11 protein-coding genes are annotated in these 15,574 nt (G+C 43.5%); 6 read left to right on the top strand and 5 right to left on the bottom strand.

Going from position 1 to position 15,574, the window contains the following annotated elements:
* Positions 1-10 precede the first annotated feature (10 nt).
* From ACTUJY_RS01905 to ACTUJY_RS01885, 5 genes are all read right to left on the bottom strand, one after another.
* Positions 11-652, bottom strand: coding sequence for a hypothetical protein (locus tag ACTUJY_RS01905; RefSeq protein WP_463614344.1), 642 nt, complete (start codon positions 650-652; stop codon positions 11-13).
* Positions 649-1,209, bottom strand: coding sequence for a rhomboid family intramembrane serine protease (locus ACTUJY_RS01900; RefSeq protein WP_463614343.1), 561 nt, complete (start codon positions 1,207-1,209; stop codon positions 649-651). Before ACTUJY_RS01900 ends, ACTUJY_RS01905 begins: the two co-directional genes overlap by 4 nt.
* Positions 1,210-1,362: 153 nt before the next feature.
* Positions 1,363-1,713: an FHA domain-containing protein gene (locus tag ACTUJY_RS01895; protein ID WP_463614342.1), complete on the bottom strand. Its 351-nt coding sequence runs from the start codon at positions 1,711-1,713 to the stop codon at positions 1,363-1,365.
* A gap of 45 nt (positions 1,714-1,758) precedes the next feature.
* Positions 1,759-2,517 carry a PP2C family protein-serine/threonine phosphatase gene (locus tag ACTUJY_RS01890; RefSeq protein WP_463614341.1) on the bottom strand — a complete coding sequence of 253 codons (759 nt, stop codon included), beginning with the start codon at positions 2,515-2,517 and terminating at the stop codon, positions 1,759-1,761.
* 51 nt (positions 2,518-2,568) lie between these two features.
* On the bottom strand, positions 2,569-4,164 hold the full coding sequence (locus ACTUJY_RS01885) for a serine/threonine-protein kinase (RefSeq protein ID WP_463614340.1): 1,596 nt from the start codon (positions 4,162-4,164) through the stop codon (positions 2,569-2,571).
* Between the two features lie 299 nt (positions 4,165-4,463).
* Here ACTUJY_RS01885 and gpmI point away from each other — a divergent pair, with 299 nt between their 5' ends.
* The 6 genes from gpmI to ACTUJY_RS01855 all read left to right on the top strand — a co-directional run bounded on the left by gpmI (position 4,464) and on the right by ACTUJY_RS01855 (position 15,551).
* Positions 4,464-6,005, top strand: a complete 1,542-nt coding sequence (gene gpmI / locus ACTUJY_RS01880) for a 2,3-bisphosphoglycerate-independent phosphoglycerate mutase (RefSeq protein ID WP_463614339.1) — start codon at positions 4,464-4,466, stop codon at positions 6,003-6,005.
* A 66-nt stretch (positions 6,006-6,071) separates the two neighbouring features.
* Entirely contained in the window at positions 6,072-7,169 is a 1,098-nt protein-coding gene (locus ACTUJY_RS01875) for a murein hydrolase activator EnvC family protein (RefSeq protein ID WP_463614338.1), read from the top strand.
* 234 nt (positions 7,170-7,403) lie between these two features.
* Positions 7,404-8,576 (top strand): S41 family peptidase, encoded by a 1,173-nt coding sequence (locus ACTUJY_RS01870; RefSeq protein WP_463614337.1) that lies wholly within the window; start codon positions 7,404-7,406, stop codon positions 8,574-8,576.
* Between the two features lie 41 nt (positions 8,577-8,617).
* Positions 8,618-9,379: a divergent polysaccharide deacetylase family protein gene (locus tag ACTUJY_RS01865; RefSeq protein WP_463614336.1), complete on the top strand. Its 762-nt coding sequence runs from the start codon at positions 8,618-8,620 to the stop codon at positions 9,377-9,379.
* Positions 9,380-9,800: 421 nt separating this feature from the next.
* Positions 9,801-12,680 carry a proprotein convertase P-domain-containing protein gene (locus tag ACTUJY_RS01860; RefSeq protein ID WP_463614335.1) on the top strand — a complete coding sequence of 960 codons (2,880 nt, stop codon included), beginning with the start codon at positions 9,801-9,803 and terminating at the stop codon, positions 12,678-12,680.
* A 195-nt stretch (positions 12,681-12,875) separates the two neighbouring features.
* Positions 12,876-15,551: a proprotein convertase P-domain-containing protein gene (locus ACTUJY_RS01855; RefSeq protein WP_463614334.1), complete on the top strand. Its 2,676-nt coding sequence runs from the start codon at positions 12,876-12,878 to the stop codon at positions 15,549-15,551.
* Positions 15,552-15,574: the final 23 nt, after the last annotated feature.

Raw genomic sequence — 15,574 nt, 5'->3', positions numbered from 1 at the left:
AAAGTGTTAATTATAAATTGTGAAATTCTGCTTCGTTTACGATTCGATAGGTGCTGTTACTTTCTTCATATTCAATGATGTAAGCAATATCGCCGCGTTTAAATTGGTGTTTTTCGTCCGCTCGGACTTTTAAAACCAAACTTGCACCATCGATGTCGCAGGTTGCTTCTCCAAAAGTTTCACTGACGGATGTTGACCGAATTTTGCAAGCTTTACCTAACAAACTTTTGTTGGTATTTGCGCCATAAAGTTTTGCAAACAACTTCCGTAAAGGCTTTATTAATTGCGCTGTGATAGGAAGTGAAAAGGCAATGCTCAATAACACAACACCGCTTCCAACGACCCACATAAGGGAAGTATTATCGATCCAAAACAGTCCGAAACGGACCATGCTGTAACAAAGTAGCCAGGAAACGAACATAATGATGGTCAGTACGATAGTAATCGGTACACCGGTTAAACCGAGTGTTGCCAACAGTGTCATGAATCCACCTACTTCTCCTACTTCAACATCCGTATCAATGTCGATATTAAAAAAGTCAAAATCAAATAATCCAATAGCAACTAACAACCAGTATCCAATTAAAATCAGATTTATGGTTGTGAAAATTGAAGTTGGAAAGCTGCTGGCAATTTCCCAAATTGCGCTCATAAAGGTTCCTCAATTGTTCGTTTTGAAGGTTTTAAAATCAAGGCCGCTAAAATACCGCACACAAACCCGGCAATATGACTTTCAAAGCTGATATAACTGCGAAAGTCGAGTAAGCTGAAAATCAATCCACCGTATAGCACAATGGTCAGCAGGCTTATCACAATATTTTTTATGGTGCGATTAAAATAAGCATTGGTTAATAAATAACTCCAGTATCCTAATACCAATCCTGAAGCGCCAATATGAATCGCAGAGCGTCCAAATAGCCAAACCAATATTCCACTACCGATAACCACGATTATTGTAACTGCCAATAGCCGATGCGTTTGATGAACCAGTAACGCTAAAATGGCCAAAGGGATCGAGTTACCGATCAGGTGCCACAAATTATGGTGCAATAAAGGAGCGGTAAGAATGCCGTAACTGTGCTCGATACTGCGAGGAATTAAGCCAAACTGATCCAACCAATGGCCGGTTAACAGGTTGATGATTTCGATTCCCCAAAGCAGGCCAAGACCCGCTAGCACGACTTTAATGCCGTCCACTTGATGCTTCATGGTTTTTCCTTTCCACCCAAATCGATTGAGCCTTCTATAAACGGTTTATCAGGTGATTATTGTTACTCTGGGAGTCTAAATAATTAAAATTTTATTACGTCCATTTAAATTAACGCTCAGCCAGAATGGCTGAGCGATTAAAAAGTATTCAGCTTATTCGGGCAAGATCACTGCAGTGCGTTCGAGATCGATGCGCTCTTTGTCGAAAAAGCGAAACTTATTGTATCCGATTTCGATTAAGTCACCGTGGCTCAATTTTTGTTTATTCACTTTGGTACCGTTAACACGCGTGGCATTGGTGCTTTTTAAGTCTTCGATAAAATAAGTCACTTGGCCTTCCAGGTAAGGATCGACTTCCTGTAAAACTTGAGCGTGAAAACTACTTACCGCATGGTCTTCAATTTGTACATCATTGTCTGGCGAGCGACCAATGGTAAGCAGGCCTCGGTCGAGTTCAAATTTGTTCACGACGACATCATCGACCAATAAACCCAGATATGCCATTCCATTCTCCTGTGATATTACGAGGTTTGAGCGAGTAAACTAGCCCTAGGGTTGTGCAACAACAATTAAGGATACATTGTCGGGCGCGCCTGCCGACAAGGCTTCTTCCAATAGTTGTCGAGTAATTTCTTCCAGCGGATTTTGCTGCAGTGTATCGCCAATAAATGCATCTGACATGCAGTTGCTCAAGCCATCACTGCACAATAAAAACTTATCACCTTGCTCAACATCAATCGATAAAATTTGTGGGTTGAGGCTTTCTTTGGCACCTAGCGCTTGAGTTAATACATTTTTGTAAGGCGACTGCTCGGCTTTTTCGTAACTGATTTTACCATCTTCCAGCCAGCTTTGAACCAGCGTATCGTCTCGTGTTAATTGTTTAAACTCACCATTACGTAACCGATAACCGCGGGAATCACCTATGTTGACGATCCAGCATTGATCAGAATAGATGATCATGGCGACTAACGTTGTACCAAGGCCTTCATCTTCGGGGTGAGCGTCAGCATGATGCTTGATTTGATCATCAACCCTTTGAATGTATTCGCTCAAGGCCTTGCGCATGGTGATTTCACCCGGAAAATTACCCGGCCGAGTAAATAAATCTTCTACCAAGTCTAAAAATTGAGTGCGCGCCATGGCGCTGGCGACTTCGCCTGCTGCATGCCCGCCCATACCATCGGCGATCACGGCACATAGCCAGCCTCGCTCGGCGTTTACATGCCAGCCAATAGAGTCTTCGTTTCGTGGACGTTTTTTACCCTGATCGGAAACGCCGGATACTTTCCATGTAAATGGTTTCATACGCGTGATTGTCACCATCTTAGGGCAACGGATTGTTGCCTATAAAACAAGTTAAAAAGGATTGACTTTAAAATCTCGACGCAATGAGCTGATCAGTGCTTCTTTAAAATCGCCAATCTGTTGAAAGCGCTTGTCGGCTTCTTTATTCAGCGCTTTGTTTATAATTCTACTCGCACTGGTGGGTAAATCAGCCCGAATTTTGCGAACCGGTTCATGTTTTCGGGTCGTAATATTGAGTGCGACAGTAGCAAGTGACTCGCCTTTAAATGGCAAATGTCCGGTTAGCAATTGATAAAAGGTTACACCGAGACTGAAAATATCGCTACGTCCATCGATCTTTTTTCCCTGAACTTGCTCGGGAGACATGTAAAAAGGACTGCCTAAAATCGCACCCGTTCGAGTTTTACTGTTGTCTGTTAAGTGGGCGATACCAAAGTCAGTGATGATCACATTGCGCTTTTCGGCATCGAAAATAAGGTTGCCGGGCTTAATATCACGATGAACGACACCTTTGGAGTGAGCGTACGAGAGGCCTGAGGCGACCTGCACCATAAGTCGATACACCAATGCAACCGGTAACAGCCGTTCGGGCTTTATGTGCTGGTCCAGTGGCACACCGCTGAGCATATCCATTGCGATAAAAGCGAGCTCTTGTTCTTCTCCTACATCATAAATCGTGACGATATTGGGGTGCTTCAGCTTACCGGCTGTTTCGGCTTCGCGGAAAAAGCGCCGACGTGCAATGATCTGATCTTGATCGTCAAACTCTTGTGTTAAAGCCAATGTTTTTATGGCGACTTCACGATTAATGGCTGGATCGACCCCGCGGTACACCACGCCCATTGCTCCTTTGCCCAACACACTTTCTATTCGATAACGGCCGAGTGTGGGAGGCTGCAGGCCTTCTCCTGGCATTAACAAAGTACGATCGAGTGCAATGGTGCCTGCTAAACTTGGGGTTTTACTGACCAGTTGCTCGATCCGTTCAAGCTTTTCGCGACTGTCCTGATAGCCTTGTTTATTTGAGCTTAACCACTGATAAACGATGCGAGCGAGTTCGTAATCTCGTTTGCGTTCGCAAGTTTGAGCGAGTTGATACGCTTGTTCTTTTACACGCCTGTCGTTACCGAGGTGCCGAATGATTTGCCAGGCAGGCTGTAATTGCTGACTGTCTTGAAAAGCTTGTGCCGCTTTTAACCCCCACTCCTGGCGGTCGCTGAGTACTGGCTCCAAAGGGCGTTGGTGATGTTTTTCTGCCAGTCCTAGTACCCAGGCTGATGCCTGTAAAAGCAGAAGTTCAATGGCGGGAAAATACATTTTTTGATACGTGTGTATCCACCAGAAACTGCCAATAATGGCGATTACCAGGCTGAGCAAAATCAGCGTGCTGGCACTGGTACGCCAGCGAAAAGCGGTATAAAACAGATAGATTGCGGTGACCAAACCGCAGATGAAAGGCACCGGTTCTAAAACCGGTTGTTCCATTAAAGACCAGCCGAGCTGTTGCATTAATTTCGAATAAAGAGGTTCGAAATAATTGTGCTGCCAGCGCTTGGTCCAGACATAGGTATAGATAACCAGCAGCAAGGCAAACCAGCCGCTCGACAGTAATGGCAAGGATGTGGGTGATGTGGATGTTGAACGCATTCTTATGATTGTAGTGTGACCGGCGCTTGCTCGGTATATCGATCCCAAATTATCGCAAAGTTAAGCATAACGGATCCGGTTAGGGGTCACAAAGTGAACTTGAAATATCTTTGAATATTGGTTTAGCGTCACAAATCCTAATAGGTTGATTACCCGGTCACCTATCCAGTTCTTTTGTTTTCTACACGCCGGTTAGAGTCAATATAACCAACAGGGGGATGAAGTGAGCGGTAACTGATGTATAATCCTGAGCCGAATAGATTTCCTTGCGTTAGTTAATATAAGGTTCCCTTCGAGTTATGACTGCAATGCCCAAACCTATGGTTTTACTGGTTCTCGATGGCTGGGGGTACAGTGAAGATCCCTCCAATAATGCCATTATGGCTGCCAACACACCTAACTTTGATCGCTTGTGGCGAGAATGTCCCCATACTTTGATTTCCGGTTCCGGATTGGATGTCGGATTACCAAAAGGTCAGATGGGGAATTCCGAAGTTGGCCATTTAAACCTGGGTGCTGGTCGCGTTGTGTATCAGGATTACACCCGAATTAGCAAATCCATCGATGATGGTGAGTTTTTTGAAAACCCTGCCATCGTTACGGCTGTTCAAAAAGCGGTTGCCAATAATGCTGCGGTTCATATTATGGGACTGCTTTCTCCTGGCGGAGTTCACAGCCACGAAGCGCATATTTTCGCCATGATGAAACTGGCGAAACAGCAAGGCGCGAAAAAACTTTTTATCCATGCGTTTCTGGATGGACGAGATATGCCACCACGAAGTGCTGAAGCTTCAATTAAAGCCATCGAAAAGCAAGCAGAAAGGCTTGGTGTAGGTAGTGTGGCTACTCTATGTGGTCGTTATTACGCTATGGATCGTGATCAACGTTGGGAGCGAGTGCAAGCGGCCTATGAATTGATGACACAAGGCAAAGCGGACTTTCAATTTGATTCGGCACTGGAAGGGTTAAAGGCCGCTTATCAACGCGATGAAAATGACGAGTTTGTTAAGCCCACGATTATTGGAGATCGTTGCACCATTAACGATGGTGACGCGCTGATATTTATGAACTATCGTGCTGATCGCGCAAGGCAAATAACGCGTGCTTTTGTTGAGCCGGACTTTGCTGGATTTACGCGTGAAAAAACACCTGCTTTGGCCGGTTTTGTGATGCTTACCCAATACGCCGCAGATATTAATGCACCAGCGGCTTTCCCTCCGTTACGTCACAAAAATGTTCTTGGTGAATATTTGCAGTCATTAAACTTAAAGCAGCTGCGAATTGCGGAAACTGAAAAATACGCACACGTGACTTTCTTTTTTAATGGCGGGGTTGAACAACCTTTTGACGGTGAAGATCGAAAATTAATTCCATCACCTAAAGTAGCGACATACGATTTGCAACCGGAAATGAATGCACCTTTAATGACCGATGAGTTAGTCAAGGCAATCGAAACACAAGCTTATGATGTGATTATTGGGAATTTTGCGAATCCCGATATGGTAGGGCATACCGGAAATTATGAAGCGGCCGTTAAAGCCATCGAAGCGATTGATCTATGCTTAGGGCGTATTGTGAATGCATTGGGTAAAGTCGGTGGTGAAATGCTGATTACTGCGGACCACGGTAACGCGGAAAAAATGGCAGACGCATCAACCGGCCAAGCGCACACGGCGCACACCAGCGGCCCCGTTCCTTTTATTTATTTTGGACGTGAAGCGGAAGTTAAATATTCTGATGGTGTTTTGGCCGATGTTGCACCAACGCTGCTGAGCTTAATGGGACTACAAGTACCAGAAGAAATGACTGGCCGAGCGCTAATGCAATTGAAAAACGGATAACAGGCATTGGTTTTTCTGAGGCAGTTGCGTTTCATTCCAGTTTTACTGTGGAGTTTGTTCAGTTTTATGACGGCAACAACTTTTGCAGCCAGTAAAAATGAACAGACACGACAACAACTGGAGCAGATCAAACAACAGATCAAAGATCTGCAAAAACGACTCGATGCAAAGCGTAAAGAATACGGAAGTGCTGCCCAATCACTTAAGCAAACGGAAAAAAAGATCAATTCAGCAGCAAAAATATTACGTGCAACTCAACGCCAAATTCGGGAAGAAAAAGCCGCACTGAAAAGCAATCAAGCCAAACAAAATGTGCTGCAAAAACAGAAAGCAAATCATCAACAATTGTTGTCGCAACAACTGCGCAGTGCCTACTCTTCCGGTCGACAGGAATATTTAAAGCTCTTGCTGAACCAGGAGCAGCCTGCCAAGTTAGGTCGTGTCATTACCTATTATGAATATTTAAACAAAGCACGTACAGAAAGTATAAAAAAATTAGGGCAAACTTTGGTTGAACTTGAGCAAGTCTCACAACAAGTGGAAGACAACATCAAACAATTGGCGCTATTAGAAACTGCGCAAAAAGCCGAACAACAACGCTTGTTAGGGTTGAAGTCACAACGTAAAAAAGAAGTCCGAGCATTAGCCAGCAGTATTGCTTCGTCAGATAAACGCTTGGCGAATTTACGTGAGAACGAAGAAGAGTTAGAAACTCTGTTGCGACAAATGCAACAGGCGTTACGTGAAATCATACAGCAGCAAGATTTGGAAGGGTTGGCCAAAGTTAAAGGTAAGCTTAGCTGGCCGATAAAAGGGCGACTGACATTAAATTATGGCGAAACGATTAACCAGGGCATTCGTTCCAATGGTATCCGTATCGCCGCCGAGGAAGGAAAAGAAGTCGCAGCGGTGTTTCATGGGCGCGTGGTATTCAGCGACTGGCTACGCGGATTTGGCTTGCTGGTGATTGTCGACCATGGGCAAGGATATATGAGCTTGTACGGACACAATCAATCGTTATTTAAAGAAGTCGGTGATTGGGTTGAAGCTGGCGAACTCATCGCGACGGTGGGCCAATCCGGCGGTCAACGCTCACCTGGACTTTATTTTGAAATTCGTCATCAAGGCAAAGCAAATAATCCGATGCAGTGGATCCGAGGTTAAAAAAGGATCGAGGAGTTGGGGATGCGCGGTAATACGGGACACAGAGATGACAGAATCTTGAAGATTTAATGTTAATATTATTCAAACCTCAAGCCTCAAACCTCGTTTTTATTCCATTTAAGACTAACCAGCTGTCACCTTATCTTTAATCTCATTCGTTTATGTCATTTACGAGCAGAGCAGTTTGCGATGTTCTATAGTGAGTATAGGGTCGTACAAATTGAGGTCGTTGTTATGGTGCGCTCCAGTCTGCGAATATTGGTGTTTCTTTTATTGAGTTGTTCGGTACCTTCAGCCATATGGGCTAAAGATAAGTCGGACACATCTCCGCAAAACTCTCTCCCTATGGAGCAGCTTAAAGCTTTTGCTGAAACCTACTGGCAAATCAAACAATCCTATGTTGATCAGGTGGATGATAAGCAGTTGTTGGAAGGTGCCATCAATGGCATGTTGAAATCACTCGATCCTTATTCAGGCTACTTGAATGAAAGTGATCTTCAAGATCTGCAAACTTCATCCGATGGCATTTACGATGGGTTAGGCGTGGAAGTGGTGGCGGAAGACAACAAAGTGCGAGTGGTAAATACGCTGGATAACTCACCCGCAGAACGTGCCGGGATCCGTGCTAACGATATTATTGCTGCCATTAATTCGCAGTTCGTTGCGGAAATAGGAGCGGAAAAGGCCATTGATTCCATGCGTGGTAAAGCCGGTGAAAGCATTGTTTTGCATATTATTCCACAAGGCATTGGTGAACCAATCAAATTGAATTTAATTCGTGAAACACTGGAAATGAAAAGTGTGCGTATCCACGACTTACACGACGGTTTTTGGCATATAGAACTGTCGATGTTCCAACGCGACACCGGTTACGAATTGGCAAAAGAAGTGCGGCGCAAAATATCCGGAAAAGCACTTAATGGCATGGTGCTGGATCTAAGAGATAATCCAGGTGGAGTGTTGCGGGCTGCGGTGGATGTCGCTGATTTGTTATTGAATAGTGGTGTGATAGTGTCGACTGAAGGTCGTACACAAGACAGTATGCAACGTTATTTTGCCAATCCTGGTGACGAACTGGAACAAGTGCCTCTAGTCGTACTGATCAACGAACGTTCTGCTTCGGCTTCGGAAATTGTTGCGGGTGCTTTGCAAGATCATCGACGTGCTTTGGTCATAGGGCAAAAATCCTACGGTAAAGGGGTTGTTCAATCGATTCTACCTATTCGACACAATGCGGCAATTAAGTTGACCACTTCACGATATTTTACACCCAAAGGTCGTAGTATTCAGGGCACTGGCATTTTACCTGATGTGACTTTGGTAAAAAGTGATGGTGAGAATAAAAGTGACTGGTTGCTTAATCAGGCAATTGTGTTGCTCAATGAGCAGGTGCAAAGTAAGCTATAGCCTAATTTATCCCTCGTAAAATTTCGGATTCAATTTATATTGTGTTTAGATTGCTGTTACTAGCCCTGTTGTGTTGGGGGCAGGCATTGTTTGCCATTGATAAAGGCGAATGGATTGTACCGCCAGAGAAGCCTAAAGTGTTATTGATTATGGATGATTTAGGAGACAACTATCGTCTTGGTAAGCGCATTGTTGATTTGCCAGTCGCATTGAACTTGGCTTTTCTTCCCAACACCCCTTTTGCGCGTAAATTGGCCGAACAAGCACATAACAAAGGTCACGATGTTATGTTGCATTTTCCAATGGAAGCTACATCACGCCCCGACTTGTTAGGTGAAGGTGCCGTGTACAGCGAATACGATCAACACCAGACGCTTGAAGTATTTAAAGATAATTTAAGCCAGATTCCTCATGTTGCGGGGTTTAACAATCACATGGGCAGTTTACTGACTCAGTCAGAAGTGCATATGGAGTGGTTGATGCAGTATGCGGCAGAAAAAAAACTGTTTTTTGTCGATAGCCGAACAGCGAGTCAATCAGTAGCATTTCGCAAAGCACGACAGTCGGGAATTCCGACATTGGGTCGAGATGTTTTTCTTGATCCAGACAATAAAAAGTTAACCGTTCAGCAACAACTCGTAAAAGCCTTGGCCATTGCCGATAAACGTGGCAGTGTGGTGCTGATCGGCCATCCTTATCGAACGACCATTTCTTTATTGGAAAAGGAATTGCCTTATTTAGCGGAACATTATGATTGGATGACTGTTTCGGATTTTTTGAATTGGCATTATTCACATAAATAACGTGCAATAGTTCCTGTTGATACACACCTTTGACTTTTAGACTCCTGAATCAAGAGATTTAGGAGTCGCTTTCGAGTTTTAACCCTGTTTATTAATTTGCAAATTTTCTGTTAACGACGGGTTGTCAAATTATCGATATTGTACCTTTCGGACTTATTGTTAACTGCAACGACTCAAAAACGCTCCATTTCTGAACCTGAATTTATGACTCGTTTTTAAACGTGCATAGCGAAAGATTGCCTGTACTTATAAAACAACGAACTGATTTCAACTATATCAATCACGTTGATAACAATGGGGCAAAATCATCCTATTATCTGTCTAATTTCGAGTACATGACAGAGTCGGTGATTCCTTTCAAAACGGATTTAAAATTTACGTTACTAGCGAACTATTAATTAAACAATAAGAGATGTTTAGTATGACTTTTAAAATGAAACCTTTAGTAAAAATAGTTGCCAGTGGTTTGTTATTTTCCTCTGCCCTGTCGGCAGGAGCCAAACCAGAAATCATCCGGCTACCAAGTAATTTAACTCAACAAATTAATCATCCAGAAGCAGTAATCAAGTTACTTCAGCAAAATAATGAATTGGTGGGTTTAAAAACAGAGTTGAAAAACCTTACTTTCTCTCATGTTAAAGAAAGCTTAACGGCTAAACATTTTCACTTTAATCAAGTATACAATGGCATACCCGTATGGCGAGGCGAGGTGATTGTTTCGATTAAAAATAAAGTGAATTCGGGAGTGAAGGTTTTTAACCATACTTTTGAGTCAAAACCTGAGCGAATGTTAGGTAAGCACTCTATCGACGCGGATACCGCGTTGAATAAAGCATGGTCTAATTTGCAGTCAGAAGGCATGCTATTGGCAGAGCCGAAGGCTGAGTTATTTTATGTTCCTATGGCCGGACAATTGAAATTAGCTTATATAACCCACGTATACACCAATGCGCCTGGAGGGGAGTGGCAACATATCATTGATGCGGACAATGGGAGTGTACTTTCTGTTAAGCGTACCGATTTACCTACTTTTAAAAATGCAAACGATAGCGCTCCTAACGGTAAATGGCGCTTCGAAAATAATCCAAACGCTCGTGCTTTTTCTGAAGTGTTAAACGAGTTCAAACAAAAACTATCTAAGAAAAAAGCCAATAGCGATGCAGAAAAAGTTTTAGCTGATGCCACTGCATTGGTCTTTGACCCTGATCCGAGAACCACGTTAAATGATGATTCTTTGGTGGATAATTCGCCAGCAGCGAGTTTTGAAAATGCGTATGTTACTCGAACGTTAAAAGAAGTCACTCTGACCAATGGTGTTTACAGTCTTGTTGGGCCATGGATCACCATCGCCGATTTTGAAACCGGAGAGGCATCTCATGGCGAGGCACCCAGCACTACGACTGATGGTAACTGGACAGCGACTCGAGGTGACAACGCCTTTAATGATGCAATGACGTATTTTCACATCGATCAAAATCAGCGTTATATGCAATCGTTAGGGTTTACAGGTGAAAAAGGTATTCAGTCAGTTTCAATTGAAGTGGATACCAATGGTGTGGACGGTAACGATAATTCTCATTTTATCCCGAGCAGCAATCGAATGGCTTTTGGTCATGGGTGTGTCGATGATAACGAAGATGCCGATGTGATTTTGCACGAATACGGTCATGCCATTAATTATTCGATCAACAATAATTGGAGCGGTGGTGATACCGGTGCAATGGGTGAAGGTTTCGGAGATTATTGGGCCGGTTCTTACAGTTACAGTACTCCCAATGGGCAAACGTTTCATCCAGAATGGGTTTACACTTGGGACGGCCACAGTTCGTGTTGGGGTGGCCGGGTGATGAACCGCACTAATTATACTTACGATCCATCGAAAACTTATGGCGCGCATCAAATGGTCAATGGAGAATTGAGTGATGAGCTCTGGTCCACACCATTATTTCAATCGTTAGTTGAGTTGATAAATTTAGGGCGTACTCGGGAGGAAGTGGATCAAATTATTCTGGAAGCTCAATTTGGATTGGGCTCGGGATTAAGAATGCCTGACTTAGCCGCAGCTACTGTCGAGGCTGCAAGTGAATTATATCCTGATGGACCTCACGCCAATGTCTTTTTTGATAAGTTTATGGAAATGAGTATTCTTCAGGCTTCATTGAAATCAAATGGAATGACTATCAGTAACTCAGGAGATAATGATGTTGCTGATCCGGGTGAAACTGTACAAGTAACTATTCCTCTACTAAACAGCGGTCCAAACACATTAAGCTCTGTAACAGGAGCATTAACTTCTTCGACAGAGGGGATTACTTTACCTAGTTATGAAAGCAATTATCCGAACATTAACGCGCAAGCAAGTCAGAATAATAGTACAGCATTCCAAGTAGCCATTCCTGAGTCACACACCTGTGGGGCAAGTATTGATTTATCTTTAGCCGTGAGCTATTCAGAAAACGGAAGCGCGAAAAACAGCACGTTTAATTACTTACTGCACACCGGTACTCGCTCGCAAGTGAGCCAAGTGTCCACTCCGAATGCATCCATACCCGATAGCAACAATGCTGGAGTGAGCGATAACTTGAGCTTATCTGGAGCTGGAACGGTTATAGATGATAATTTTAGTGTCGATGTTGATATTACCCATACTTATATTGGTGATTTAACATTAACGTTAACTTCACCCGGTGGCACCAGTGTTGTGCTATGGCAGCAAAGTGGTGGAGGTGCCGACAATATCGTTGGAAACTTCCCTGGTGACTTTACACCAGCTCAGAGTTTCGATGCTTTCCAAGGAGAAAACTTGTCTGGCAGCTGGACATTGACTGTTGTAGACGGTGCGAGTCAAGATACTGGAACATTGAACAGTTGGGCCGTGAATGCAGGTGGACCTGCAAATTGTGGCGGTGGTGGTAACCAAACCCCAACAGTCGTGCTTGCAGAAACCAATATCGATGTGGAGGAGAGTGTTGCTGTAACACTGGACGCCAGTGCTTCTTATGATCCTGATGGCGATGACCTCAGTTTTAGCTGGTCGCAAACTTCTGGCCCATCTGTCACTATCACCAATGCAAGCAGTGATGTTGCAAGTTTTATTGCACCGCAAGTGGATACTGCCACTCAACTTGGCTTTCAAGTAACGGTTACCGATGCCTCTGGTGCTGCAAGCACGAGTGATGTTGTCGTCACAGTGAACAATTCATCATCCAATACAGGTAGTGGAAATGGCGGCTCCAGTGGTGGTGGGCTGGGTATTGTCATGAGTTTGTTGCTCTTACTTGGACTGAGTCGGCGTAAATAATCGTTAAGTTGTCCAATCGCAAAAAGAGCTAACATTGGCTCTTTTTGCGTTTTCGAGCGGTGATTTATTGGATGACATCAACGCATTCAGCGGAAGGGGGTGGTGTGAATAATGCGCATTTAACCCCCAACCTTTGCCTTTGGTCGTTATTAGATATTATGATGCAGCCAGTATAAAACCAATATTCACACTGATATGCTTTTTTTAAAAAACAAATCTTTAGTTCTGAGTTGTTCATTAGCGTTAGCCTTTGGCTTTACCTCCAACACCATCGCCAATTCCAAAACCGCCAGTAAACTCACTGTCTTGCCGTCAGACTCCGATTATCAATTGAACAAGGCCTCTGAGACGTCTGTGCTTTCCATGCTTAAGCAGCGGGCTGAAGTGTTTGGCATTGAAGAGGTTTCCGATGACCTTCGGTTATCGTATAAAAAATCCAGCCTGATGGCTGAACACTTCCATTTTCAACAGTACGTCAATGATATTCCAGTATGGAGTAAGACGTTTGCTGTTTCGGTCAATAAAAAGTCTGGGCGGGTTGATAAGTTTTATAACAACACCTTGAAAGTCAGTTCAAATATTCGACAAAATGCGAAAGTTGAAGCCGTGCTGAATCGTTACGACGCACTGGAAAAAAGTTGGGTGTTTTTTCAGCCACAAGGTCATCTTATTGGTGAACCTCAAGCCGAACTTGTTTATTTGCCGCAGGGCTCTCAATTAATTTTAAGTTATAAAGTCACACTCGAGATCACAGATCCTAATGGCAGTTGGATACAGTTCATTGATGCGAATACCGGAAAAGTATTGAAAACAGAGAGGCGAAATGTGCCTTTTAAAAATGCATCGGAGCAAAAAAATCAAAAGGAAAAGATTAAACCTTTTCCTAAATTAAAAAATATTAAGCCATTGAGTAAAGCACTCGAAGAGTTGAAGACGCTAAAACAAAATCAAGTGGGTCAATCAAGCGCATCAATGATGGCTGATGCGACAGGACTCGTTTTTGATCCTGATCCACGCACCACATTGAATAATGAAAACTTAAACCTTCGTTCGGATCCTTCTGAGTTTGAAGCCGCGTATTTATCCGTCACACTACAGGATGTTACTTTTAATGAACAAGAAGGCTTGTATTATTTAATTGGGCCTTATGTACAGATTATAGATTTTGAATTTCCGGACACACGCCCAAGCACGACTAATGACGCAATGTGGAGCGGAAAACGTGGTGAATCTTCATTTTATGATGTTATGTCTTACTATCATGTCGATCAAAATCAACGGTATCTTCAAGGCTTAGGTTATGTCGGTGATTTGGCGATTCAAAACTTACCGATAGAGGTTGATGCGGATGGCCAAAGTGGAGCCGATAACTCTGCTTATTTTCCAGCATCTAATCGGCTGGCTTTTGGGCATGGAGGCATTCCCGATAATGAGGATGCGGATGTTATACTGCATGAATATGGACATGCGATTCACTATGGAATTAATCCAAATTGGGGTGGCGGTGATACGGGCGCAATAGGTGAAGGTTTTGGAGACTATTGGGCAGGCTCTTATAGCTATAGCACACCCAATGGGCAATCCTTTCATCCCAACTGGGTAATGACGTGGGATGGTCATAGCGACGATACTTGGCCAGGCAGGGTTCTGAATCAAGTGGACTATCGGTACGAACCAACTGAAACCTATGGTGCGCATGAAGTCGTTAATGGGCAATTAGGTGACGAGCTTTGGTCAACGCCATTGTTCCAGTCACTCATAGAGCTCGTTAATCAAGGCCAGTCTCGTGAAGAAGTTGATCAGATTGTTTTGGAAGGGCAGTTTGGACTGGGATACGGAATTACCATGCCGGATTTGGCAGCATCCACACTAAAAGCCGCGGTGGAGTTGTTTCCTGAAGGCCCTCATGCCAGTGTTTTTTATAACTGGTTTAAGACCATGAATATGACTTCAGATACTATTTATCAACAAGATGTCGTATATGAGCAAGGGGGAAGTAATGGTGCGGCCGATCCAGGGGAAGCCGTTCAGTTTAAAATCCCAGTTTTAAATGAGCATCCGTTTGCGATATCGAATATTGAAGCAACATTAACGAGCTCCACTCAAAGCGTTCAGTTGTCGAGTTTTAAAAGTGAATACACAAGTATCGGACCTTACACGACACGGTCTAATACCGACAACTTTATCATGACCGTGCCTCGTGCATTTTCGTGTGGTGATAATATTGATTTAACTCTTGCTGTGGACTACGAACTTGAAACGGATCCAGTAACTCCTTTGTCGAAAGAGTTTCGCTTATCATTGGATACTGGTACACGAGCGGTCACTTCTGAAAGCAACGCTACTCTAAGCGACATTCCAGATAACGATAGTGATGGCATCCGATCCGTAATCAACTTTTCAAATTCAACATTAGAAATTAACGATAACATCACAATAGATTTAAATATTAGTCATACCTTTATTGGCGATCTTGTGGTCAAACTCACTTCTCCAGCTGGAACGGAAGTCATTCTGCTTTCTCCAGAATCAGATAATCCAACGGACGATATCGTTGGTAATATACCGGGTGACTTTGCAAGTGTCGGAAATTTAAGCGACTTCAACGGGGAAGATTTAAGAGGTGATTGGACTTTAACTATTATTGATTCTGTTGCTGAGGACACTGGCTCGTTAAACTCTTGGAGCATCAACGTGAAGGATACACAGGCTGTATGTGAAGATATTCCAGAGCCAAAAGATGAAGACACTCAAAACTTGTTGTATTTACTTGCGGGTGTCGTTTTAATTGGCGTAGAAGCCGGAAGTATGAACTATCTTTCCGTCATGTTGCTCTTAATGTTAGTGCGTCGTAGAAATTCAAGCCATTAAACCATATTTGAAGTGTTCACAAA

The organism is Pleionea sp. WD8-19, from assembly GCF_055326765.1.
Note: the sequence above shows the minus strand (reverse complement) of the source record. Positions and strands in the feature narration are given on the sequence as shown.